At 60.4% G+C, this 26,279-nt stretch carries 14 protein-coding genes and 1 pseudogene; 9 read left to right on the forward strand and 6 right to left on the reverse strand.

The features are described 5' to 3' along the window. Nucleotides 1-76: 76 nt before the first annotated feature. Nucleotides 77-5,725 carry a glycosyltransferase gene (locus tag G6P99_RS18565; protein ID WP_165123127.1) on the reverse strand — a complete coding sequence of 1,883 codons (5,649 nt, stop codon included), beginning with the start codon at nt 5,723-5,725 and terminating at the stop codon, nt 77-79. Between the two features lie 534 nt (nt 5,726-6,259). Between G6P99_RS18565 and G6P99_RS18570 the strand changes: the two genes are divergently transcribed. The 7 genes and pseudogenes from G6P99_RS18570 to G6P99_RS18600 all read left to right on the forward strand — a co-directional run bounded on the left by G6P99_RS18570 (nt 6,260) and on the right by G6P99_RS18600 (nt 19,299). Next, entirely contained in the window at nt 6,260-6,661 is a 402-nt protein-coding gene (locus G6P99_RS18570; RefSeq protein ID WP_029085646.1) for a hypothetical protein, read from the forward strand. Between the two features lie 99 nt (nt 6,662-6,760). Further along, nucleotides 6,761-7,207, forward strand: a pseudogene (locus G6P99_RS18575) (DUF4347 domain-containing protein); the annotation flags it as partial. Between the two features lie 4,755 nt (nt 7,208-11,962). Beyond that, nucleotides 11,963-12,211 carry a hypothetical protein gene (locus G6P99_RS18580; protein ID WP_245284994.1) on the forward strand — a complete coding sequence of 83 codons (249 nt, stop codon included), beginning with the start codon at nt 11,963-11,965 and terminating at the stop codon, nt 12,209-12,211. An 84-nt stretch (nt 12,212-12,295) separates the two neighbouring features. Next, a complete protein-coding gene (locus G6P99_RS18585; protein ID WP_051346900.1) occupies nt 12,296-13,183 on the forward strand; it encodes a hypothetical protein in 888 nt (295 codons plus the stop codon). 183 nt (nt 13,184-13,366) lie between these two features. Then, on the forward strand, nt 13,367-16,123 hold the full coding sequence (locus G6P99_RS18590) for a peptidase domain-containing ABC transporter (RefSeq protein WP_245284993.1): 2,757 nt from the start codon (nt 13,367-13,369) through the stop codon (nt 16,121-16,123). Between the two features lie 187 nt (nt 16,124-16,310). Beyond that, complete coding sequence (locus tag G6P99_RS18595) at nt 16,311-17,516, forward strand: HlyD family type I secretion periplasmic adaptor subunit (RefSeq protein ID WP_334262075.1); 1,206 nt, start codon at nt 16,311-16,313, stop codon at nt 17,514-17,516. Between the two features lie 34 nt (nt 17,517-17,550). Further along, the gene (locus G6P99_RS18600; RefSeq protein ID WP_165123129.1) at nt 17,551-19,299 is read left to right on the forward strand and encodes a tetratricopeptide repeat protein; all 1,749 of its coding nucleotides are present in this window, start codon (nt 17,551-17,553) and stop codon (nt 19,297-19,299) included. 180 nt (nt 19,300-19,479) lie between these two features. On the opposite strand, the gene G6P99_RS18605 is transcribed toward G6P99_RS18600, so the two are convergent. From G6P99_RS18605 to G6P99_RS18615, 3 genes are all read right to left on the reverse strand, one after another. Then, nucleotides 19,480-20,154 (reverse strand): class I SAM-dependent methyltransferase, encoded by a 675-nt coding sequence (locus G6P99_RS18605; protein ID WP_165123131.1) that lies wholly within the window; start codon nt 20,152-20,154, stop codon nt 19,480-19,482. A 264-nt stretch (nt 20,155-20,418) separates the two neighbouring features. Then, nucleotides 20,419-21,219 carry a hypothetical protein gene (locus G6P99_RS18610; RefSeq protein WP_029085639.1) on the reverse strand — a complete coding sequence of 267 codons (801 nt, stop codon included), beginning with the start codon at nt 21,217-21,219 and terminating at the stop codon, nt 20,419-20,421. 275 nt (nt 21,220-21,494) lie between these two features. Then, nucleotides 21,495-21,674: a hypothetical protein gene (locus G6P99_RS18615; protein ID WP_029085638.1), complete on the reverse strand. Its 180-nt coding sequence runs from the start codon at nt 21,672-21,674 to the stop codon at nt 21,495-21,497. Nucleotides 21,675-22,129: 455 nt separating this feature from the next. On the opposite strand from G6P99_RS18615, the gene G6P99_RS18620 reads away from it, so the two are divergent. Both G6P99_RS18620 and G6P99_RS18625 read left to right on the forward strand, forming a co-directional pair. Continuing rightward, a complete protein-coding gene (locus tag G6P99_RS18620; RefSeq protein WP_334262076.1) occupies nt 22,130-22,417 on the forward strand; it encodes a hypothetical protein in 288 nt (95 codons plus the stop codon). Beyond that, a complete protein-coding gene (locus G6P99_RS18625; RefSeq protein WP_334262077.1) occupies nt 22,390-22,665 on the forward strand; it encodes a cupin domain-containing protein in 276 nt (91 codons plus the stop codon). The genes G6P99_RS18620 and G6P99_RS18625 overlap by 28 nt, the downstream gene beginning before the upstream one ends. A gap of 646 nt (nt 22,666-23,311) precedes the next feature. Here G6P99_RS18625 and G6P99_RS18630 read toward each other — a convergent pair. Further along, nucleotides 23,312-23,899 (reverse strand): DUF6647 family protein, encoded by a 588-nt coding sequence (locus tag G6P99_RS18630; protein WP_205751503.1) that lies wholly within the window; start codon nt 23,897-23,899, stop codon nt 23,312-23,314. Nucleotides 23,900-24,415: 516 nt separating this feature from the next. Beyond that, complete coding sequence (locus G6P99_RS18635; RefSeq protein ID WP_029078391.1) at nt 24,416-26,149, reverse strand: PHA/PHB synthase family protein; 1,734 nt, start codon at nt 26,147-26,149, stop codon at nt 24,416-24,418. Between the last annotated feature and the right edge of the window lie 130 nt (nt 26,150-26,279).

The raw sequence follows: 26,279 nt of genomic DNA on the forward strand, positions 1-26,279 counted from the left end.
CCTTGTTTCTAGAGACACCACTCGCAACTGTTTTCAGCTATGCTCAATGGCCGAGCGGCATCGACAGGATCTGCGCCTATCTGCTCAAGCGGTCGCTGACACCTTCGTCGCGCTGGACGACGAGGGGCGGCACACAAACAAAACTGCGCATAGCTTGGTAAGCGGTGTTCATCGCACCATCAATCCCCTGATCCTCGATTACGATCGGTGTTCCAGGAAACGGTATGAACTGCTTCTTGAGAGGCAACACGGCACTAAGCAGGCGGCTCGCTCCGCGTGGGCTAATCGAGTATGCCTGCGTTCCGAAGGCGTGTCTGAGCCGGTGGGGACGATAAATGGGTCGGCCGCCCGAGGTATCGCTCCAGGCAAAAGGTTCGGTTCGATCGTAAAATCGGAGTTCCGCAGCTGAAAATCCGAGATCGATCCAAAGAAAAAGCGGATCGTAAACATAGCCCCATAAGATCACGTCCCAGTCGGCGGGAAGTTGTGCCAACACAGCTGATCGATGCTCATCGAACGCGGGATGGCTAACCGCATCGTCCTCGAAAACCGTCATAGGTTGATCCTGGGACGCAGCCTTTTGCCAAAGTTGGATGTGAGAGAGTGCGCAACCCAAGGCTCCGGCACTGTAATCAAGTCCGGGGGCTATTAGCCCCTGTCTTTCGAGCTGCGAGCGATCCAGCTTGCTGCCGTCAATCGCGGAGATTCGTTCAAATCTGCCTAGGTGGGCATTGCGGGTTCTGAACTTGTCCCAGCGACCGGTGCTTTGGTCCAAGTTGAGTACACAAATCTCATCCTTTGACTGCCTGTCCTTCTCCGTGGGGCGGCCAGGAACGCTTGCTTCCTTCGCGAGCAAGAACGAACCCAAGCCATCTGCCACGATCGAGCGAGCCACGACCTCGGCGCCGACCGAATTTAGGTGAAAGGCATCCTGATAAATATCGGCGCGGTTAGCCAGCTTCGCTTCCAAATCGCACAAGGTGTGCCCTCCCGCCCGAGCGGCCACGCGCGTCGTCTCGTTGATGGATATGCGAGTGCGGGTCACGGTTGGATCGACCCCTTCGCCTTGCAAATGGGGAATGGTCGCGAACCATAGCTCGATGCCAAACGATCGAGCGGCAAGCGAGAAGAGATCTAGCAGCCGACGACGATCATCGAACTTCGGAGTAGGAAGCAGGTTACGGTCCCGCCACGAGTTGCTCGTGTTGAGGTCAACGATCGGCTCGAGCCAACAGTCACGGCTCCAGAAGCTGGCCTCCAGGTTCGCCACGTCAACGTCGACAATTCCCGTCATCAGAATGACGAGGTCGGGCTTGAGCGGTATGATCTTGTTGAGAAACAGATTCAGCATGTGGAGGGTTGTCGCTCCGCTGTAGCCACCGTTTCTTACGATGACATCTAGAGCACTCTCACTACGCAGAATCGTCTCGAGCTTGGCGCAAAACCGGTCTTCGGGGTCGAGATACATGCCCTCGACCACGCTGTCGCCGAGAACGATTACAGTTCGAGCCGCCGTAGCCGGAGACTGTGACCCGCGAATGAAGCCGAGGGCATCAGTCTCCAGCATATATGGCTTCTGGACAAGGGCACCCTTGCGACTCTCGACGTATTCATCTGAAGGTGTATGAGACAAGGATACGTTCGCAGGATACTCCTTCAGCCGTATCGTTCTTTTTCCACTAACAGCCGAAGCGGTGTCCTTCCTCGATGCTTCCTGTACCGATTTTCCGGCAAGTTCTCCAGCAATGAGCGGTCGAATTGCCTCTCCGTCAGGTGCGAACGTCAGCCAGCCATAAATTTCGCGAGTGTCCAACGTTTGCGAAATGCCAGCGCGACGCGCGCTATGCGAAAATACGACATATTCATAGCGGCCCGAACCATCATCGTAGGTCAGTTGCGGTATGGCGTCTGCGCGAACCAGGTATGTGCAATGGACCACCGGCACCTCGTGGAGCCCTGGCGACGAGCGGCTGAGGATATTGTTGTATTCCTCGCTGGGCAGAAAATACCCGTTCGCGTCGATCTTCTGGTGGTAGTTCGAATACAGCGGTCGGTCGGCGTCGGCGCATTTGAGCAGCGGCGCTACAATCGGACGATTTAGACCTACGAGGTTTCGTAAGGTGAGGGGGCGCAGGTAGTTGTCGACGTCGACCACGAAATAGTAGTCGCATCCGAGAGCCAGAGTCCGGTTCATGCTGTGCTGGCGAATTCGACCCAGCACGGAGAAGCGAGTGGCATTCCACTCGTGGTCGGCAAAGTCCTGGACGCGTTCCGATACGTCGCTGTCGTCGAACTCTACGTGCGAGTATCGCGGTCCGACACGTTTGAGCCAGTCTCGGAGAATTTGGCCGGTGTCATCTTGATTGTTGTTGGTCCGGGTGTGAATCGCAATTCGATCCGGCGGATAGTCCAGCGCCTCAATGCATTCCAGGAACAATGGCAGATGGCCAGCCTTGTTTTTAGCGAGAATTGCAATCAGCACCTTGGGAAGAAGACGCGCTGCGCCGGGCTGCCTGGGCACATCCGCAGGCTGGACCTTTTCGGAAATCCGGTCCTTCGCAAAACGCAGATTGTCCTCTACGCGTTTCCTCAGACCTTCATCGATTGATGGAATTTGAAGGATGCGACCGCAGGCGTCGATGCAGCCTTGATAATCGCCAGACCAATAGGCATTGACCGCGAATTCGTCGAGGAGCCCGAACTCATAAATCCATTCTTCGGCGAATAGCGCTCCAACAGGCATCGGCAAATCGATGCCACGGCGAGCGAAGTCAGCTCCCTGCTTGTTGCGGCCCTTTAGACGGCAATAACGGCTAGCTCCGTGTAACGCTTCAGCTCTCGCGGGCTGGGAGTCGCTGGCTCGCTGATAAGCCGCAATGACGTCCTCTTCAGGATGGGCAAGAGCTTCCTTAAGCCGCGCCGCACCATAAAGGGAAATGAAGACCTCTTCTTGCCAAAAGCCCATTTCAGCGCGGGCCAGGTAGTAGTTGAGTGCTTTCTCGGGCTCATTGCTGTCACGATAGCTCTGAGCAAGGTAGAACGTATAACGAGAGCGGAGGAACGCGTCCGTCTCGGTCTGTAGCGCGCCCTCCAACAGCGCAGCATCTTTGCGGTACTTCTTGGGGTCTTGGCTGCGCGCGCCGCCGCCACCGATCTGGATCGCAAAGCCGGAGGCGGTCTCCCGACCGTGGGCGTCGGGCGGTGCCTCCAAAAACTCGTGCAGGACGCCCCGAAAATAGAAATCCTTTCTGTTGCTGCATATATGTGGTCGATAGTGACGGATGCCGTTGTGGTTGATGGTCACGTCATAGAGGTCTGCGGTCATGCCGGACTTGAAGGCGGCGACGTCAAATCCCGGCTCGATGGTGAGCACGTCGTCGGCGTCGATGATGAGGGCGTAGTCGACGTCCGGGTTGCGGCGCAGGCAAGCGAGCGCATGCGATCGGTTGTACGCGAAATCCCGCCAGGGTTCGTCGATGACTTCGCCTGCCAGTCCATTTCTGTCGAGCCACTGTCGTATGACGGCCTGCGTGCCGTCGGTTGATCCAGTGTCTTCGATCAGCACATAGTCGATCATCGGTCGAACGCTGTCGAGGCAACGGAGGATGACCGCCGCCTCATTCTTGACGATCATGCATAAGCCGATCGACTTTCCGTTTCGTTGCGACAATCCAAACTCCTTAGTTACCTGCTCTTTGCTTTTGCGCGCGTTCTCGAATGGTAGGGGAGGTGGCGCAGCAGAAACCTCGGCCGGCGACACCGGATCACTCTCAAGCGCGGCGCGGATCTCGGCCGCATCTATCGAGGCGATCCAGGACTCGCTGTCGGCGACCCCGTAGGATACGAGCAAGCGACGGCTGTCCGGATGCCAAGCCAGACCAGCCGCGAACTCGACCCCTTTGTCCTTAAAATAGAACGGGCGACTAAGCCGCCGCAGACCATTATCGCGATCGAACCAGACAAAGCGATGCTGATAGAACCTTCGTCCGGTCTGCCACTGAACTTCATGAACGAGCGCGAGCCAGCCATCGTCAAATTCAATGAGTTGCGTTCCGCCTCGGAAATGCTCGACGGCGAAGTTGGCAACACTGTCTGAGATTACGTCGCCTCGGTCGTTTACGATCCTGGTCGGGTCGCACGAGTAGACGAAACGCAGATTTGCGTCGTTGGCTTGTGGCATCCAGTTCTTTTCGTGGCGTCGAGGACCCTCAGGGCGAAGCACGCGCCACTCACTGAACCGGATTTCGGAGCTGTTTTGCTGTTCAATCCGGGCGATTAACTGCTCGCACCAGCCTTCAGCATTCAGCTCGCGCACGCATGCGCTGCCCCACAGCGAGCCATTCCAACTGAACAGACGGATATCCTCAAGCCCTTGCACTTCTGCGAATTGGGTTTTTGGGAAGTCGGCAGGCGGCAAGATCTCGGCCGCCGTTTGCACTCCAAGATCGGTATTGAGCCGTAGCAGGAAGTTGCGCGTCCGAATTGGCGCATCGCTGTCCGTCTCATATGTGCCGTCCTCGCGCAGAAGAAAATTCACCGCGCGCTGCACGAGATAGAGGTCATCCCCATGACGCGAAACGGAGGGATTGGTCGGCCAATAGCCTTGAGGCACATTGTAATCCACCGGCCGGGCGGAAAACGATGCAAAGAGCTTTTGGGCTGGCTGCAGGTAATAAAACAGGTTTGTCCGAGCCAGCTCACGCGGGCCGTCCGGAATTGCCCGGTTGACGGCTAGCCCGTTGCAGATCGAGAACCCGCGGTCCCAGCGAGCCGTGTCCTGGCTGTAGTTTGCAGCAATCGAAAATTCCTCACGTAGACCGGTCTGATAGACATCGGTTTCGATGAAAAGGATGTCGTTCTCAGGCGCTGATATCGAAAGTCCACGCTCGGAAAAAAGCAGGCTCGTCGCATGCATTCCGCGTTCCCGATAGTATCGTGCGAGATCGTAGAGCGGCTCAGCGCGTGCCGGCCGTTGCTTGAACGCTTCAAGCGCCTTGCCGACGAACCCGTCTTCATCGCCTAGGTCTCGCAGGGAGCGCGCGTGCTGCAGCCGTGCCATCCACGCCTCTTCGTCCCAGCCTTCCATATCCGCGCGCTTGGCAAAGGTAGCAGCGGCTTCGGCATGCCGGCCGGCATCTCGATAGGACCACGCAAGATAAAACCGGTACCGGGCGTTGTCGGGCCCGCTTTCGAGCGCAGCTTCGAGCAGTCGAATATCCCGCTCCGATTTGTCGCCGCGGTTCGCGCCGCTCGCGTGATCGAGATACCAGGCGCCATGCAATTCCGTGACGTCTCCGGGGACGTCGACGTATTCGTGAGTGACTCCAAAATACCTGGAACCGCTGTCACGCCGCACCAATCGCGTATTCCAGTAGCTCAATCCGCCCGACGCGCGCTGCAAGAGGCGGTAACCGGGACCGGTAAGGGCTTTGCGAAAGTCGGCGTCGTCGACAATGAACTCCATATCTGCGTCGTTGAACAGAAGATAGTCGAAATCAAGCTTTGAGGCGCAGGCACGATCAAGCGCGTCGTTTCGGGCCTGCCCGAAATCGTGGAAGGGAATTGTATGGAGCTCGCCCGGAAGATTGCGCCGGGCAAAGAATGTCTTGATGAAGTCTTGGGTGCCGTCGGACGAGCCAGTGTCGCAGATGACCCAACAAGTGATGTGGTCAGCGACTGCCGCCAAGCAGCGCTCGAGATTTGCCATCTCGTTCTTGACGATCATGTTCAGGCAAATGCGTTTGTTTTCTACCACCGCCAAACTTTTTTGGTTGCTGCAAGCAATTGCGAGAAGCTCAAATTAGATGAAATTGATCTGCTGGACGCGAGATGTGGCGCGGATCTTTGGTTCCATCAGCGGACCTCACTGAAAGGGCTAACAACTTAGCTGAAATTGTTCGGGCAGCAAATTCAGCAGGTTGTCGCCTTGATGCGACATCAACTCGCTGCTTAATGGAACTCGTTACGGAAATAATTTGACTTAAGTCGTGTTCGATTCTGAATTTTCTTGCGCTGTTTTTCCCAATCTGCTTATGCTTAAAGAATAATTAATTTTTCGCGATCCGTCTGCGCTTCAGGCGGGAGTATTTGGAATGACGTTCAATCTTGGAATGTGGTCGTCGGCTCGTTGCTGATGGCTTAAGTGAGTGTAGCGAGCAACTACCCAAGGTTGAATCACTGTTTTGTAGTTGGTTCGAGGGCGATCTCCGGACGTACGTGCTCCGGGCGTCGACCTCGTCCGTACGTTGGGTGGTATCGTATGGTTAAGTCAGGTCGAGCCGACAAGTCGGCGATTTCCCAGAGCATTCCGTCCATTGCACCGCCGATAACGGCGCTAGGCGTTGCCAAGTATGCAGGGCTTCTCTCTGCGGGCATCCCTAACGAGATCCTGGTGACCGGATCGTTGCCGCGAGGCGAGACCACCCAAAACGTCACCTACTTCGTCGTCGACCAAGCTACGAAGACGATCGTTTCCCAGGTCATTCTGCCGGACGCGTCCGATCGCTTTAACGCGGTTGAGATGCGAGTGAAGGTCGGGCGCTATGCGAGCGCCTACGACATCGGCACCTTTGATGCGAACGGAGAGTTTGCGGTTTGCCCGTTCCTGTCCGTACGCAGTTCTCTGAATCTATCACCACCTGGCGAACCGAGCAGCGGATGATCTGACCGCGCTACGGCAGCGTCTGCAGTTTGATTTTTGGGTCGAGGCGGCACTCCGCGCTCGGCGCGAATTGTTGCAAGCTAAAAAAGGACCAATTTCATGGCCCACTCAGAGCTTCTGTTCGTCGATCCATTCGTCCCCGATCTAGATACACTGCTGAAAAATCTGCGCCCCGAGGTTCGGGCGATCGTGCTCGATTGCGAACGGACCGCCGCATCGCAGATGGCAGAAGCGCTGAGTGGCGCTGAGCAACTGGACGCGATCCATGTTGTTGCACATGGCGCACCGGGCCGAGTGGTCTTCAGTTCAGGAGAATGGTCGGCGGCGACGCTGGCGGGCGAGGAGAATGAGCTTGCTACGATCGGCCGAGCGCTCAAGCGAGGCGGTGACTTGCGCCTGTGGAGCTGTCGTACAGCGCTTTCTGACGAGGGCGACCGTTTTATAGATGCGCTCGAAGATGCAACCGGCGCTGTTGTTCATGGCGCAAGCAGCTCTATCGGAGCCGAGACGCTAGGTGGTCGCTGGACGCTCGACTCCAGGAGCAGCGATCTCACAGCGGAAGCCCCGATGACCGCGGTTGGCGCAGAAAGCTATCGAGGGTTACTGGCCGCAGTTTTGACGCTCAACGGCACGCTCGGATCTGCGGGACCGACTGACATCAACACCTTTTACGTGGTTGATCTCAGCACCTTTACAATTGTGTCCTCGTTCCAATTGCCATCGAAAGGCTTCGGCGCGGGCACTGGCAACGTCCAAGCGTTCAGCATTGAGGCCGTTCTCCCAAGTGCGGCGGGCACCTACGGAGTTTACTACAACACCACCGGGAACGCCTACATTTCAGTTGCAACCATCACAAACGGGGTGTTCTCGGGAGGTGGTACGGCGAACGGTGATACGTTCACATCGGGTAGCGTTTCGACCTCACTAGGTGCAACGGGCGCGACTGGTCCGACGGGCGCGACCGGCGCAACGGGTGGTACCGGTGCAACCGGCACGACGGGCGGTACGGGTGCCACGGGTGCAACCGGCACGACGGGCGGCACGGGCGCAACCGGCACGACGGGCGGTACGGGTGCCACAGGTGCGATCGGCGACACGGGTTCGACGGGGGCCACCGGAGCCACAGGTGCGACTGGCGACACAGGTTCGACGGGAGCCACGGGTGCGACCGGCGATCCAGGCGCGACTGGCGCCACAGGTGCGACCGGCGCCACGGGTACGACGGGTGACACCGGTGCAACAGGTTCGACTGGGGCTACGGGTGTTACCGGAGCCACGGGTGCGACGGGTGACACCGGCGCCACAGGATCAACTGGCGCCACAGGTGCGACTGGCGACACAGGTTCGACGGGAGCCACGGGTGCGACCGGCGATCCGGGCGCGACTGGCGCCACAGGCGCGACCGGCGCCACGGGTACGACGGGTGACACAGGCGCAACAGGTTCGACTGGCGCTACGGGTGCGACGGGCGACACCGGCGCAACCGGAGCCACGGGTTCGACTGGCGCTACGGGCGCGACGGGCGACACCGGAGCCACAGGTGCGACCGGTGCCACGGGTGCGACGGGCGACACCGGCGCAACCGGAGCCACGGGTTCGACTGGCGCAACGGGTGACACTGGTGCGACCGGAGCCACAGGTGCGACTGGTGATACCGGCGCCACGGGTGCGACGGGCGATACTGGAGCCACAGGTGCGACTGGCGCCACGGGAGCGACGGGCGACACCGGCGCAACCGGAGCCACAGGTTCGACTGGCGCCACGGGAGCGACGGGCGACACCGGCGCAACCGGAGCCACAGGTGCGACCGGCGCCACGGGTGCGACGGGCGACTCCGGCGCAACCGGAGCCACAGGTGCGACCGGCGCCACGGGTGCGACGGGCGACACCGGCGCAACCGGAGCCACAGGTGCGACTGGCGCCACCGGTGCGACGGGCGATACCGGAGCCACAGGTGCAACTGGTGCGACGGGCGACACCGGAGCGACAGGTTCGACTGGCGCCACGGGAGCGACGGGCGACACCGGAGCGACCGGCGCAACCGGTGCCACGGGTTCGACTGGCTCGACGGGAGCTACGGGCGCGACCGGAGCCACGGGTGCGACCGGCTCGACGGGTGCAACGGGAGCCACGGGTGCCACCGGTTCGACGGGAGCAACCGGAGCCACCGGCTCGACGGGAGCCACTGGCGCGACGGGAGCTACGGGTGCCACCGGTTCGACGGGTGCAACGGGAGCAACGGGCTCGACCGGAGCCACGGGTGCCACCGGCTCGACGGGTGCAACGGGAGCTACCGGCTCGACGGGAGCAACCGGTTCGACGGGAGCAACGGGAGCAACCGGAGCCACGGGTGCCACCGGCTCGACGGGTGCAACGGGAGCTACCGGCTCGACCGGAGCCACAGGTGCGACCGGCTCGACGGGAGCTACCGGAGCCACGGGTGCAACCGGTTCGACGGGTGCAACGGGAGCTACAGGCGCGACCGGAGCAACCGGTTCGACGGGTGCAACAGGCGCCACGGGTGCCACCGGCTCAACGGGAGCCACCGGCGCGACCGGAGCCACGGGTGCCACCGGCTCGACGGGAGCTACCGGCTCGACCGGAGCCACAGGTGCGACCGGCTCGACGGGCGCAACAGGCGCCACAGGTTCGACCGGAGCCACGGGTGCAACCGGTTCGACGGGTGCAACGGGAGCAACGGGCTCGACCGGAGCCACGGGGGCGACCGGCTCGACGGGGGCAACGGGAGCCACCGGCGCGACCGGAGCCACGGGTGCGACCGGCTCGACGGGAGCTACTGGCGCAACCGGAGCAACCGGCTCGACGGGAGCAACCGGAGCTACTGGCGCAACCGGAGCCACGGGTGCCACCGGCTCGACGGGTGCAACGGGAGCTACCGGCTCGACCGGAGCCACAGGTGCGACCGGCTCGACGGGCGCAACAGGCGCCACAGGTTCGACCGGAGCCACGGGTGCAACCGGTTCGACGGGTGCAACGGGAGCAACGGGCTCGACCGGAGCCACGGGGGCGACCGGCTCGACGGGGGCAACGGGAGCCACCGGCGCGACCGGAGCCACGGGTGCGACCGGCTCGACGGGAGCTACTGGCGCAACCGGAGCAACCGGCTCGACGGGAGCAACCGGAGCTACTGGCGCAACCGGAGCCACGGGTTCGACGGGTGCGACCGGAGCAACGGGCGCGACCGGAGCCACGGGTGCGACCGGTTCGACGGGTGCGACCGGAGCAACAGGCTCGACCGGAGCCACAGGTGCGACCGGCTCGACGGGAGCTACTGGCGCGACCGGAGCAACCGGCTCGACGGGTGCGACCGGAGCTACTGGTGCAACCGGAGCCACGGGTGCCACCGGCTCGACGGGTGCAACGGGAGCTACTGGCTCAACCGGAGCCACGGGTGCGACCGGCTCGACGGGTGCAACGGGTGCTACTGGCGCAACCGGAGCGACGGGTGCAACCGGCTCGACGGGAGCAACGGGAGCTACTGGCGCAACCGGAGCGACGGGTGCCACCGGCTCGACGGGAGCAACCGGAGCTACTGGTGCAACCGGAGCCACGGGTGCCACCGGCTCGACGGGTGCAACGGGAGCTACTGGTGCGACCGGCTCGACGGGTGCAACCGGAGCTACTGGCGCGACCGGAGCCACGGGTGCGACCGGCTCGACGGGTGCGACCGGAGCCACGGGTGCCACCGGTTCGACGGGAGCAACCGGAGCCACGGGCTCGACGGGTGCGACCGGAGCGACAGGTGCAACCGGCTCGACGGGTGCAACCGGAGCTACGGGCTCGACCGGAGCCACGGGTGCGACCGGCTCGACGGGTGCAACGGGAGCCACGGGCTCGACGGGAGCAACGGGAGCCACTGGCGCGACCGGAGCCACAGGTGCCACCGGTTCGACGGGAGCAACCGGAGCCACGGGTGCGACCGGCTCAACGGGAGCCACGGGTGCCACCGGTTCGACGGGAGCAACCGGAGCCACGGGTGCGACCGGCTCGACGGGTGCAACGGGAGCTACTGGCGCAACCGGAGCGACGGGTGCCACTGGCTCGACGGGAGCAACCGGAGCTACTGGCTCGACCGGAGCCACGGGTGCCACCGGCTCGACGGGAGCCACTGGCGCGACCGGAGCCACGGGTGCGACCGGCTCGACGGGTGCAACCGGAGCTACTGGCGCGACCGGAGCCACGGGTGCGACCGGTTCGACGGGTGCGACCGGAGCAACAGGCTCGACCGGAGCCACAGGTGCGACCGGCTCGACGGGAGCTACTGGCGCGACCGGAGCAACCGGCTCGACGGGTGCGACCGGAGCTACTGGTGCAACCGGAGCCACGGGTGCCACCGGCTCGACGGGTGCGACCGGAGCAACGGGCTCGACCGGAGCCACGGGTGCGACCGGCTCGACGGGTGCAACCGGAGCTACTGGCGCGACCGGAGCCACGGGTGCCACCGGCTCGACCGGTGCGACCGGAGCAACGGGCTCGACCGGAGCCACGGGTGCCACCGGCTCGACCGGTGCGACCGGAGCAACGGGCTCGACCGGAGCCACAGGTGCGACCGGCTCGACGGGAGCAACCGGAGCTACTGGCTCGACGGGAGCAACGGGAGCTACTGGCGCGACCGGTGATCCTGGTGCAACCGGCGCAACGGGCTCGACCGGAGCAACTGGTGCGACCGGTTCGACGGGTGCAACGGGAGCTACTGGCGCAACCGGAGCCACGGGTGCCACCGGTTCGACAGGTGCGACCGGCTCAACCGGATCGACGGGAGCGACCGGACGTACAGGCGCCACCGGCGCGACTGGGCCAAGGGGACCGACCGGGCCGACAGGCCCACGAGGCCACACCGGTCGTACCGGCGCCACCGGTGCTACCGGATCGACGGGAGCAACGGGTGCGACCGGAGCAACTGGTGCTGGCGGTACCGGCTCGACTGGAGCCACCGGTTCGACCGGAGCAACAGGCTCGACCGGTGCAACCGGCACGAGCGGGTCGACCGGAGCAACGGGCTCGACTGGTCCGCGTGGTCCGACGGGTCCGACTGGTAGTCACCGTCACCATGGTCACACCGGCCCGACGGGGGCAACGGGCGGCACGGCTGGAGCAACTGGTGCGACTGGAGCAGCAGCTGCGAGCGGTTCGACCGGAGCCACTGGCGCGACGAGTGCTGGCGGTGCGACGGGCTCGACCGGCTCGGCAGGTGCAACCGGAACGACTGGTGGTCATCAAGATCAGTCGTCGCTGACCACGAAGATCGACACCGACACGACCGTTGGATCGTTGAATCCGGTGCTGCTGCGTTTGGAGGCTGCAGTTGCGGACCTGGCGCTTGCAATGGCCGGAGGGTCGATGAACGGCCAGCAGTTGCAAGCTGATCTCACGACGATCAAGGGCTTGGCCCAGATGCTGTTGTCCCGTATCGGCAACACAGATGGCGGCTCAGCTTTCGATCAGACACGTCCAGGAGGTGCTGGATCGATGGGTCAATTCGATCAATCAAACCGGCCCAACCTCAATCTGCCGAAAAACGACCATTAAGGTCGGCGGCTGAAGAAGTGACGAACAAGGAAGCCAGGGATCGCGCATCCCTGGCTTCCTCTCTGACCAGGCCTGGAATAGCTGATGGCTGGCACTCCCGTGATCGACCGCCGACGCTTCCTCGTTCTCGCGGGCAGCGCGGCGGCTCTTTTCGTCGAGAGCGGAAGGTCTCTCGGACGCGAGATCGCGCCGACAGAAGGCCTCCTGAGCGCTCCGATCGAATTATCGGGAGATTGGCATGCGGCACCGACCGATGCCGTGATGCGTGTGCTCACCCGGATCCGGGAGGTCGAACTGTCAGGTTTGCGATTGCTGTCGGATCGGCAACCCAAGAAGATCCGTATCGAAAATCGCGACGAAGTCACGCCGGCAATCTGGTTGCACAGCGACCAACCTGACATGGCGGCGATCATCGTGAACGTCGGCTATGCCGATTGGTGCAGGCTTGCCTATCAATTCGGTCACGAGCTTGGGCATGTCCTGAGCAACAGCTGGCAGTTTTCCGCCAAGCCGCAACCTCCGACACAATGGCTCGAGGAGGTGCTGGTGGAGACATTTTCGGTTCGCGGTCTGCGGTTGCTTGCCGGCAGTTGGGAGAGATCGCCGCCATTTGCGGGAGACGCAGGTTTTGCCCGCGTCATTCGTCAATATGGCTCAGCGCTGCTGGACAAGTTCAAAGCGGACGATCTTTCACCGTCCGAGTGGTTCCGTACAAATCGGGCGAAGCTGGAAGTCAGATCTGGAAAGGACGTTCCGTGGGGACCAGCGGTGGTCGGCATCCTCCAGATCTACGAGGACGTCAAAGCAGGGAAACCGACCTGTCTCGATGATTTGGGAGCCTTGAATCGCTGGCCGGAGCGGACGTCCGTTCCGATCGAGCGCTATCTCGATTTGTGGGCGGAAAGCTGTGTTGCGATTGGTTCCACCGGTGAATTGCCGTCCCGTCTACGGCAACTGTTCGCGATCGCGTGAGATGTGGGACCAGGGCCGTAATCGCATCAACCAAGTGCAGGGATTTCGGTGTCGCGCCCTGCCGAATTCGTCTAGATTGCCGCGACATAGTGAAGAATTTTATTCCGTAATCGATTTTGGAGGGTGACCGTGGACCCGCATAGGGGAGCCTTTGGGGAGCCTGGGCCCGACAAGTATGTCCGCTTGCTGCAGAAGGCCATTGACGACCTTCATGCGAGCGATGAGGCGTCGCGCAATGCGCTTTACAGCCGGGCACGCACCTTATTGGACAGCCGACTAGCCGCCAGAAAAGATCTGTCGCAGGCCGAAATCGACAATGAGAAGTTTGATTTCGACGAGGCGATGTGGCGCGTCGAAGGGCAGGTCCGCCTCTGCGCAACGGAACAGGCCAGGACTCAGTCGCATGGTGTGCACGGCGACCTGCACATTATCCCTGCGCAGGAAAGCGACACACCGCAGCTGGTCACATCGCCCGATGTTGTGCATCCGCGTGTTGCTAAAAGGTCGACCAAATCGCGAGGTGCTTCCTGGCCGGCGGCGAAAGCGCTGCGCGCGTCCATGGACGTCGTCCGTGGAGGCTCCGAGTTATTGACTGATCTCGGTGTCCGCGCACGTCTCTCCGTGCAACAAATCCGCACTGAGTTTGCCGCAAAGGCTCAATCAAAACGGCACGTCATCTCACCCGAGCGGAAGTCAAGCGATCTAGCTTCGCAGCAGGGGCATTCGATCGACCGCCTGGAGGCGCAACGCAGCCCGCAATACCAGGCGCGATTGCAAGCGGTTGTCCAGGTCGCGCGTCATCACGGCGTCGAGCTCGACGTCGCCGAGTTGAGAACCGGTGAATCCGAAATCTATCCATCGGCTGCAGCGCTCTCGGCCTGGACGCAGAATGCGGGCCTATGGTCTCGCGCGGTCCGAACGAGTTGGCGCCACTTGCTCGGGATGAGCGAAGCCGGGCCCGTCATCTTGCTGTTTGCCGACGGTAGCGCCGCGCTCATGGTTGGTGCGAACGCCGATCAGAATATCGTCGTGCTCAGGGATCCAGGCGCCTCCGCAGACGGAGCCGTGCCCGTCGACGAGCTGCGGCTTTCTCAGGTGTGGAACGGTGAGGCCATCCTGGTGCGCGCGAGCCGAAGCCGCGTTGCAGCCGACGCGCCGTTTGACCTGCGCTGGCTCTTTGATCTCGTTCTGCACGAAAGGCGCTTGTTACGGGACATCGGAATCGCCTCGCTCACCATCAGCTTCCTGACCATCTTCCCACCGCTCCTGGTGATGACGATGGTGAACAAGGTGCTGCAATTCCACAGTACGTCCACCTTGGTCATGCTTGCCGCCGTCATGGCGGTCGTAGTCGTCTACGAAGCCCTGTTGGGCCATGCGCGACGTCTTATCATCGCGGTCGTTGGCGCCAGACTCGACGCAAAACTCAATCTGCACGTCTTCAATCGCCTGCTTCGCCTGCCGCTCGATTACTTCGAGCGTCATCCTGCGGGTGAAACGATGTACCGTATCGCGCAGGTCTATCGTGTTCGCGAATTTCTGACCGGCCGCCTCCTGACGACATTTCTCGACCTGATGACGCTTTGCGTCCTGCTCCCGTTCCTGTTCTATCTCAGCCCGATCCTGGCGAGCATTGTGCTCGGCTGCGCCGGCGCAATCCTGTTGATCATCATCGCATTCCTGAAGCCGATGCGAGAAATGTACGGACGGGTCACTACGGCCGAGACGTGGAAGTCGGCAACGCTCGGCGAGACGATCGTGGGCATCAAGACGGTCAAGGCGTTGGCTCTCGAGCCACAACGTCGCGCTCTTTGGGACGAGCGGATTGCAGAGGCCGGGAAATGGCGGCTGGAATTCGGCCGTCTGTCCAACTGGCCGCAGACTCTGGTTACTCCGATCGAGCGCTTTATGGTGCTCGGCACGACCATGCTCGGTGCGTATCTCGCGATGAACGACTCGTCAGGCTACATGGTGGGCGGATTGTTCGCGTTCCTGATGCTGAGCGCCCGGGTCGCCCAGCCACTCGTTGGGCTGGCGCGATTGATCGAGGACTATGAGGAGGTCGCGGCGGCGATCGGTGAGGCAAGTTCCGTACTTAATCGGCCAGCTGAGAGCAGCGCGCGAGCGGCGGGCTTGAGACCGAAGTTCGCAGGCGAAATAGCTTTCCAGGACGTCAGCTTCACGTACCTCAATACGACTGTCCCAGCGCTCGACCGGATCAGCTTCTCGGTTCCGGCCGGTTCGACGTTGGGGATCGTCGGTCGCAGCGGGTCGGGCAAGTCGACGGTTACGCGCCTACTGCAGGGAATCAATCGTGACTATAAGGGATTTGTGAAGATCGATGGCGCCGACCTACGCGATGTTGATCTGCGTCACCTTCGGCAAAGCCTCGGCGTCGTCTTGCAGGAGAACTTCCTGTTTCGTGGCTCCATTAGAGATAACATCATCTCCGGTCGACCGGGCCTGACGTTGTCGGATGCTGTCTATGCGGCAAGGCTAGCTGGCGCTGAGGAATTCATCGAGCGGATGCCCAATGGCTTCGAGACTTACATCGAAGAAGGATCTCCCAACCTGTCTGGCGGACAACGGCAACGGCTGGCGATCGCACGAGCGCTCATCACGGATCCGCGCATCCTGGTACTGGACGAAGCGACCAGTGCGCTCGATCCCGAAAGCGAAGCTGTCGTGACAGGAAACCTCGAACGGATCGCGAGCGGACGGACGATGATCATCGTTTCGCACCGGCTGTCGTCGTTGGTTGGCTGCGATCAGATTCTGGTACTCGATCAGGGCAAGATCGTCGATTGCGGTGCGCACAATGTTTTGGTCGAGCGTTGCGCGATCTATCGACAGCTTTGGAACCAGCAAAACCGCCATAGCGAACCGACGCGCCAGTCCGTTACTCCGAAGCTGGTCTCGGGCGGAGCGAACGAACCATGAGCGAAGTCCAGGCCAATTTGCTGCCACTACCGTTCAAGTCGAGGAAGAGCGATCCGACGTTGCCGGTCATCCTTGAGTTCCAGCAACCGTCAACGGCCATCATCAATGCTCCTGTACCGCGCGCGGCCCGTGGCACGATTTGGATCGTCTCCAGCATGGTCGCCGCCTTGGTTCTGGTTGCGGGGTATTGCCCGTCGATCAGGTCATCACTGCGCGCGGCCTGGTGGTCTCGCAATCTTCCACCATCCTCGTACAGCCGCTGGAAACCGCAATCGTGCGTTCGATCGACGTGAGCGAGGGCCAGCATGTGCGGGCCGGCGATGTGCTGGCGCGTCTCGATCCGACCTTCGCCGAAGCAGATCGAGTGGCCCTCGATGGGCAATTGAACAGCCTTGAGCCCGAACTCGCGCGTCTGCATGCCGAGGCGGATGGCCAGCCCTTCACATACTCCGGCAGTGATCCAAACTGGGTCTTGCAGGCTTCCATTTTTAGTCATCGCAAAGCGCAGTTCGACTCCAAGATCGAAAACTATGAGCACCGACTGCAGGAACTGAATTCCGTGATAGCGAGATCGGAATCCGATGCTGTGGGCTATCGCGAGCGCCTCGGTGTGGCACAGAGCATCGAGGATATGCGCAGGCAGCTGGAGGCGACCCAAACCGGAAGCCGGCTGAACTCGCTGATCGCCAAGGATACACGCGTTGAAATGCAGCGGTCGCTTTCCAACGCGGTCGCGACCGGCGAGGGCGCGAAGCGCGATCAATCGGCGCTTGCCTCGGACCGCGACGCCTATGTCCGCGGCTGGAAGGCGGAAGCCTCGCAAAAGTTGCAGGAGATCAGTGTCAAGGCAGCGGACACGCGGGAACTGCTGACCAAGGCTAACTTGCGGCGCAAATTGGTCGAGATCCGTGCCGGGCTTGATGCGATCGTGCAGTCCGTCGCAAAGGTTTCGGTGGGTTCCGTTATGCAGTCGGGGCAGCAATTCATTACGCTCGTGCCGGCAGACGCGCCACTTGAGGTCGAGGCCAACATTGCGGGCAAAGATAACGGCTTCGTGCATGTGAAGGATCCCGTGTCCGTCAAGTTCGACACGTTTCCGTTCTCGCAGTACGGGATGGCCGAGGGAGTCGTACGCATCGTAAGTCCGGATAGCTTCAATGCTCAGGTTGAGGCGCGCAATCCTACCAGTGCCGTTCCGACGACGAACTTGGAGCCATTTTACCGCACTCGGATCAGTATTAATCGTGTGGCCCTGCACGGCGTGCCGGCCGGTTTCCAGCTCACGCCAGGTATGCCCGTAACCGCCGATATTAAGGTTGGTCAGCGGACCGTGCTAACGTACCTACTCGGCCTGATGCTTCCGGTGACGCAGGAGGCGTTGCGCGAGCCGTGAGCGATTTGGCTCTGCTGTCGGATGGATTCGGGAAATGCTCTTTGATCGCTTGATCGGAAAGGCGTCGCCCGAAACGGGGCTGCGCCGGGCGATCGCTCTTATCGAGAAAGAGCGGTTTGCTGAAGCGCTGCCGCAGCTGGCCCGAATGGCCGAAGCCGGCAGCGCGGAAGCTGCGTATCACATCGGAAGGCTTTACCTTCAGGGCGCCGGCGTACCGTTTAGTCGGACGGAGGGCGCGCGCTGGTTGGAACGCGCGGCGTTGAACGGCAACGCCGAGGCGCAGTCTATGCTGGCATCGCTCTTGCTCCAGGGGCTCGGCTCGCAGGCGCGAGAGGACCGCAGCGGCGCCGCAGCGCGACTATTTTCGCAGGACAGCACGGCAAAGCCAGATTTCGACGCTGCCCTGAGATGGGCTCGTATGGCGGCTGACGCCGGGTCTCCCGACGGACAGGCTCTGCTCGCTTACGTTCTAACCTATGGTCCGTCACCGCTCAGAGACCAGATACAGGCGAGAGAATGGTATCGCCGCTCCGCCGCCGCAGGCTGCGCCCAAGGACACTTGGGATATGCGCTGTCGCTCGCTGGAGACCCGAACCGGGCCGATCACAGGGACGAGGTCGTCGAACACATGCAAGCAGCGGCGGCCGCTGAAATTCCGACGGCCGTCTTTATGCTGGGTGTGCTCACGGAAGGAGGGATCAGCGGCAAACACGATCCAACTGCAACCGCTGAACTCTACCGCAAAGCTGCTGAGCTGGGACACCGCGGTGCGCAGATTAAATGGGGGACGCTGCTGATTGAAGGTACCGTCGTTGCCAGGGATCTGGTGTTGGGCGAGACTTGGCTTCGTCGTGCTGCCTTGGCGGGTGACGCTCGTGCCGCGGAACTGGTCGGCAACCTTTATGCCAAGGGCGGAGCATTGCCGCCGAATTATGTGGAAGCGGCAAACTGGTATCGTCGTGCGGCAGAGGGTGGAAACGCGGCGGCTGCTCGGTCGTTGAGTTCGTTCTACATGACCGGAGCCGGAGTACCTCGAGATAGCCATGAAGCGGCCCGCTGGTTGCGCATCGCTGCCGAGGCCGGAAATTTGGATGCTCAGGTCGACGTCGGAAATGACTTGCTGGAACGAGCGGCCAGTGGAGAGGAATGTCCGCCGGTCGCGGATTGGTTCATGCAGACGGCGCAACGCGGCAATCTTGTCGCCGCGTTCAATCTTGGCGTTTGCCTTCTCCAGGGCATAGGCGTTGAGCGCAACGAACAACAAGCAGCGGTCTGGCTGAGGCGTGCGGCTGAAGGGGTCCCGGAGGCGCAATTTATGATCGGTCGTCTTGTTGCCGATGGGCGTGGTGTGCCGGCCGATCCGAGAGCAGCGCGCGATTGGTTCGCGCGTGCGGCGCAGGGAGGGATCACCGATGCGCAGGTTGCCCTGGCCGAGATGCTCGTGAACGGTCGCGGGGGCCCGCAGGATGCTCCCGCCGCGCTTAAATTGTGCGAGCAGGCCGCCGCCCACGGCCACGCTGGAGCAATGTTTGCACTCGGCGCTATATATAGCGGCGGCCATGCCATTCCCGTTGATCGAGCCAAAGCCGAGCATTGGTTTCGAGCAGCCGCAGAACGCGGTCATGGTCAAGCTCAACTCATGCTTGGGCGTTATCTGCGAAGCGGTGCGGCGGGGCACAGCGACCTCAAGCAAGCGAGTCACTGGTTGGAGATGGCTGCCGCCCAAGGCATTGTCGAAGCAGACTCAGAACTGGCGGAACTGGCAAGAGCTTCACCACGATAAATCTTACGAACGGGCGGGCCGTCCTGGCTCCGAGATTTCGAGCCATGCCGACTAACGGTGGGCACCGAAAATAGATGAGATCTTGGGACTTCGAGTGAACGCCGCGCACTTCAAACGAAAGCTCACGCATCTTCAGTGCTTCCGCACAATTCCATATTCGAGGCGGGCGCCGTGATGCTATCAAAGCCGGCCAGAATTGACGAACATCAACCCGCTTTGCTGCATGTAAGCAGCTCCGTCCTTTTCAGCGAGATTCCTGATGCGACGTGTGTCAGCTTCAAGATACTCGCACCCTTTCCGGTGCAGATGGTCAATCCAGTATTCTGACGTCTGCAAGTTGACGTGGTGATATCCGATTTGCCCAGGAACGGCATGGGTCATCAGGATGTATTTGCCACACGTGAGACTGAGGAGGACATTCTCCAGGTATCTTTCGTCAATGTGCTCGACGACCTCTTGGCAATGAACCAAGTCTGTTCGAGTGACGATCGGGGCTTGGGTAATATCCTGCTGAAACGCCGGGTAAGTTGATTTTTCAACGCTCTCTGGAAATCCATCGGTCGCCAACACCATGAGACCGGCTTTGTGAAAGTAATGAGCAGCGTTTCCACATCCACTGCCAAGGTCCAATACCGATTGAATACAAAATCTGGAAATTACGTAGTCCCATACCAAGGGACAGTAGGTGAAGGGATCGCCAGCCTTGATACTTCCGCCAAGATGCGGCGTGTTTTGGTCTGCAGCGTTTTGCAGTCCGCGATATGTAATGGGTTCCATTTTCAGCATCCAACTCAAAATGAAAGTTTGATACTCGCAATAAGCGGTTGCCGCGTCTAGAGCTTCCTTGGCCTCCACCGGCATTTCGGCGGAACGCAGCCAGTAGCGGAGGAAGTGAGCAGATTTGCAGCGCCGGAGCACGCACGATTGATTCCGCGCTCGTTGGGCGCATTGCGACTATCATCGCGGGCGATCGGATCTGCATCAGGCTACTGCTTGTCGTGGGCGCGCAGTCGCTTGCTCGCACCGGTATGTCTACGGAGCATCAAGCGAGAACGTTGTGCAGATCCCGCAAACAAGCATGGGCGAAAAAGACAACTTCGCTCCACGCGTTGGCCCAGGTCACCTTAGAAGCTCTTGAAGCCGACGGGGCAAAGCCGGCGAAGCCTGCAGTTTTTTGCAGCTATCCTTCCAAGCCTCCAGATATTGCTCGAGCGGGATAGCGCTGCGGCCATTCCATCGGTTTAGCGCGCCAAGCGCTTCCATGGAGGCCGGGTTGCGCTCGTATTCTTCGAGGATGAAGAGAGATGCCGCCTGTGCAAACGCGTTGAGGCAGGGATCTGCCTCCAACGCGGCACGATGCTGCCTGAACCAAGCGCTGGGGTTCTTTGAATTACCTTGTTCAGTCGCCAGTTTTCCGTACCGCTCGACAGCATTTTGTCGATAGACCGCGACGGCGGCGCCAAAACCGCTGTCATCCCTGAACGGAGGATCGCGCGACCAGTTATCCGCCAACAGGGCGAGTCCTCGGAGCGTAAAGGCTTCTACAAGCGACTCCTCCAGCCATTGGCTGGGTGCTGCAGGCTTGGCATCCGGCCGCCATGAGTTTGATGTAACGTGTCCCAACTCGTGACCAAACTGATAGGCGAGCCTCGACCAGTCCCGTTCCCCAACGTCGACGACGACCCAGGCAAGATCGGTTCCGTCCTTGTGAAGCCAGACCGCGGGAGGGCCGCTCGTGCGCTCCTCAACGCGAAGGCGGCTGGGCTGGTCGTTTGAAACAAGGCGGAAACCGTCAAGGCAAGCACAACGCATCCGCTCAACGACTTGCAGAGCCGCATTCGGGATCATGCGACCCCAGTCACCCGCAAGTTCGATTGGAGCGGCGCGGAGGCCTGCACCATGATCGGCTGTCGAAACCATGGAGCATTATCCTTCGGGCTATCACAACTTCAGCACCTGGCGCCGACTACACAATGATATTGTGATCAGAGCAATGCGCAATATCGTCCCGCTCGCGCGGCGGCGTGGAATCAGCGCCCAAGCCCGCGAGGCTGGCGCGGGTGCGTAATTTGAGGTCCGTCGACGCCTGCTTTTAGTGTTCGGCCTGTTCTCACGTTCAACCCATGTCCGCTATCCGGCGTATTGCAGACGCAAACCGGACTGGCCATGTGTGAAAGTCGGTTGTCGGCCTCGGCTTACTTCGTCTCTGGAGGGCTTGGCTTTGGCAGGCCATATTGCTCGGCGCGTGCCTCTGCCAATTTCCTGTATGCCGCGGCCTGTTTTAGCAGCTCTGCTTTGAACGCTTCGTTGTGCTCCGAGGCCGCGAGTTTCTCAAACTCAACGGCGCGCTCCAAATATTCAGTGAGCATCTTCATAACGTCGGACCGGCAGCAATCGGGTCAGGTCAACCCTGGCAATCGGCCGATGATCTGCCTTCGGAGCCCGGTGTGTCAATTACATCGGCTGCACGTCGTGACGCGAATGATGGACAACGCGACATTCCGTTCTGAATCTGCCCAGGTGATTGCCAGGCGCGCCTTGGGATCGCAAATCGGTCCGGTCAGACCAGCCCGTTTGCGCGAATTAGCAGTGAGCCGATCATATCGTCGGAGGGCCTTCGAAGTGCGCCAATCCGCTTAGCGAGATCAGCAGTTAGGACAACACCGTTGCCACTTAGTGCACAAAATGTCGCACGGACCGCGCATCGGGTGTAAACAGTGGCCCAGTACAAATGAGGTTGTGCTTAATGAACTAGACTAGAGGATCGCTGCGTGATTTGGGAGCGTTCTGATTGCGTTCTTACACCGTCACATATCCAGGTGAGGTTGCCATGCACGCCAAACTCTTGAAAGCGCGTTTCGGCCTTCTTTATTCCCTTATTGCCACCGTTGTTCTGCCCTCAGCTCCGGTATCCGCGGGCGATGAGGCATTCATCGTCCTGCCCGGCGAGCCGACTCGCTATAGCGGACAGCAAGGTCGAGAGGGGGATTTCACCGAACTATTGGCCACGGCTGATAAAACTGGGGGCAGCTCGGCTATTTTCGTCAAACCATCGCACCCAAGAGCGGTCCCCCTACACACCTGCACGAAATGGAAGCTGAGTTTTGTTACGTTGTGAGCGGTCAGTTCAACTTTAAACTGGGCGAACGCATTGTGAGCGCGCCCGCCGGCGCCTTTGTGTTCATTCCTCATCACACTCCACACACGTTCCAGAACGTCGGGACGGAGCCCGGTGTATTGCTGTTTGGTGTGACGCCCGGTGGATTCGAGAAGATGTTCGCGGAGCGGCAAGGTGTCGATGCCGAAACGAACCAAAAGCTGATGGCAATGCACCACATGAAAGTCGTGGGTCCGCCTCTTAGGTAAGCGCCCACCATTGAGTGTTCCCCCGTGAGGCCGCAAGCCGCGTGGTTAGACCAGGGCGTTTGCGCATATCAGCAGTTGGTTGACCTGCTCGTCGAAGAGATCGACGACCGCGATCATGTGCTCGACCAGCGGATCAGCTCGCCGGATCTCGGTCGTGAGATCCCATCCTCCTGGACGGCAGCGTCCGCGGCGATCTCGGCCTTGACCGCGGCCCAATTGCCGCGTCTCGTCAGAGGCGCGTTTAAGGCCGAGCGTGGTGGCGGCGAAATAGCCTCGGTGAGCGGGCGTTCACGCCCGCTCTGGCGTCGGCTAAGGGTGGTCAAAAGAGGACATCGGCGTGCGCCGCGTTTGTCCTCTCTGGGCCACGAGCGGACCTGGGCGCCATCGGCTGAGTGGATGAATCCGTCACCTTGCGAGAACTCAGGGAACAAGCACCGCTGGCAGTGGTCCTGTTGGCTGCGGTACAAACTGATTCTGCTGCGCCCGAGCCACCGCCAGGATCGCCAATGCAATTGCGAGGACCGCCAAGAGTCTGGCCATCAATCAAATCCGCTGAAAATCGTGTTGGTACGTGCGAGATGATCGTAGCTTTGCGCTCCTTTGGAGCGGCCATCGTTCGATGGCGACTAGGATCGACCGGTCACAATCAATGCATACAGGCTGAAGAAATCAGCACTGTGAACATGTCGACGTCGAACTCGTTCTCCAAACTCTTTCCGAACCGCCTTAGCCATTTATCCTGGGCCAGGTAGGCCAACTTCTCGCGGGCCTGTGGGCAATCAAATTTGAGGTTTCCAAGATTCTGAAGGTGATGGACCATTTCGTGTACCAGGACCGATTGGTCCGCCGGCGAAGTGCCGCCCCAATCATCAGGAAGCAGGATCGTTCTCGTTTGGTTGTCGTAAAGTGCGACAACCTCGCGCTGAGTTAGTTGCCCATCGTTCATGAAGCGTTGCGAAGAAGCACGGTCCGTTGCACGCAACCTCGCAAGTTCCATCTTCGACGCAAATTCAACAACGGGACGTTCTTTGATGGCAGGCAGATCGAAATTCGATGAGAGCCAACTCACAATGTCATCCAACAAGTCTTCCGTAGGTTGAGTTGCATCAGAATGCAACGAAGCCGAACGCGATTCGGTGGGCGCGCTGCGCTCCAAAGCATATTCGCAATGGGCTCTAGAGGATGTGGCTAACAGGGAGGCTATCGCCGCGACCAAGAGGAATTGTTTGAACATGACCCTCTCCTCGGAGGCAGTTCGAAAAACAAACTCTTCAAAAAATCAGTCGGCAGTTGAACGGCTGGAAACATAGCATTCGCTTGGCGGCGCCGTTGTGAACTCATTCACACCCAAAGGAGCACAATGCCGGTCACCGAATATGCTGGTGAGCGGCGTGCCTTGTACTTCACCGGGACACCGTCCGGCCGTTCAGCAGACGACGTAGCCGCCCACGCGTTCCGGGAGCTTCGCCGCGCTACTTGGGAGGAATGGCGCCCAGAGGGGTCGATCGAAATTGATTGCGTGGAAACCATCATTCTTTGCCTATGGCGTAAGCAGCGCGTCCGCGCAAAGCGGAAGCTGGACATGGCAGTCGCTCTCGACAGGGTTGAGAATCGGGTTTTCCGGGAAAGGCCTCCGCAAGTTCTCCTGAAGAATGACCTCGGATGGGTTGGCCTTTTTTATAGACGGCAAATTGGCAAGAGATGGCCCCCGGTATCTTGCACCCTCAGGTTAACCCGTACAAAACGCCGGTCAGTTCGACCGTTGCTTGACGTATCGCCCGGGCGCACTTTCGACGATTTGATACCGAGCATTTCCGGGTTGTGATGGGGCTCCGGTGGTTCCGGTGGAGTAGCGCTTCATCCAAGCGTCCCAATCGGGCCACCAGCTTCCCGGCTTCTCCTCGGCCCTTTCCAGCCACCCTGCGGCATCGCCATCCAAGCTTTCGTGGATCCAATAGTTGCGCTTCTTGCGCGCTGGCGGGTTGATCACACCCGCCACGTGACCACTCGCTGCAAGCACAAAGCGAGGATCCGTTCCAATAAGCTCCTTCGATCGGTAAGCGCTCTGCCAAGGCACGATGTGGTCCTCACGCGAGGCCAGCAGATAGAGCGGTATCTTGACCTTGGAGAGATCGATAGGCACGCCGCATTGCTCAGTCGCGCCGGGTTGCTTGATCTTGTTTTCAAGGTAGGTGTTGCGCGTGTACCAGCAATACATGGGACCTGGCAGGCTGACGCTGTCGGAATCCCAATACAGAAGGTCGAACGCCTCCGGCGGCACACCCTTCATATAGCTATCGACTACGTAGCGCCAAATTAGGTCGTTCGCGCGTAGCGTTCCAAAGGTGAATGCCAGCTCCTTTCCCGGCAGTATGCCGCCCATTCCGATCGTTGCCTCGCGCATCGCCACCGAATGCTGGTCGATAAGTAGACCGATTTCGCCGGTATCGGCGAAATCAATCATTGTAGTCAACAGCGTCATGGTCGCTAGTTTATCTTCTCCGCGTGCCGCAAGCACGCCGGCAGCACAGCTCAAGATGGTGCCACCAACGCAAAAGCCCAGAGTATGAACCTTTTCGACATTTGCGATGTCGCGCACAACGTCGATGGCTTTCAACGGCCCGAGTGTCAGGTAGTCGTCCCACGTGAGATTTTGAGTCTCGGTAACGGCGCTACGCCAGGAAATCAGGAAAACCTGATGCCCCTGGGCAACGGCATATTCGACGAACGAGTTTCCCGCGCCGAGGTCGAGCAAATAGTACTTGTTGATGCAGGGCGGAACGATCAACAGCGGAGCTTTTTCCACATCAGTCGTCTGCGCCGTGTATTGAATGAGTTGAATCAGTTCGTTCTCGAAAACCACCGCGCCGGGCGTCACCGCAAGATTGCGACCAATTTCGAAAGCCGTTTCATCCACGCGGGTGATGCGTCCTTTCTGGATATCCGCGATCAGATTCTGCATGCCGGACGTCAGGCTCGCGGATCGCGTACGGATGGCAGTCCGGATGACCTCGGGATTGGTCGCGGGAAAGTTCGACGGGCTCATCGCATCGATGAATTGTCGTGCATAGAAGCGCAGCTGAAGCTTGGACGTGTCGTCGACTTGCGCCTGGTCGACAAGATCCGACAATTGCTTCGAATTCGCTAAATAAACTCGCTTAAGCAGGTCATAGTAAGACGAATACCCCCAGGCCTCGTCCTTGAATCGCCGGTCGCCTCGGGAAGCTCGTGTAGATGAATCCGCCCCCGGCGCGGATCTATCGCCCAAAAAACCGCGCCAAAAATCCACGATCGGCGACCAGTATTGTTGCTGCAAGTTCGCCGCGACGGCGAAAGGCGTCATTCCCCCACCTTTCGCAGGTTTGCCCTCGAGACCCATGGCAGCAACGAGTGCGTCGTCGAATTGCTCGGTTGCCTTCTGGCCGGCTTGCATCAGGCTTTCTAGATAGGCGGAGGGACCTCCCTGCGAGGATCTGCTACCCATTTGCACCTCCCGCGAAGACGTCGCTTACAGGACAATCTTACTTCCGGCCGTCGGCCATGACAGCGTAATTTTCGCCGTCGGCGGCTCTGGCTTTGTTGCAGCGCACGCTTGTTGACCAGCAATTGCTCGG

Origin of the sequence: Bradyrhizobium sp. 6(2017) (assembly GCF_011058295.2) — a bacterium.
Taxonomy (GTDB): domain Bacteria; phylum Pseudomonadota; class Alphaproteobacteria; order Rhizobiales; family Xanthobacteraceae; genus Bradyrhizobium; species Bradyrhizobium septentrionale.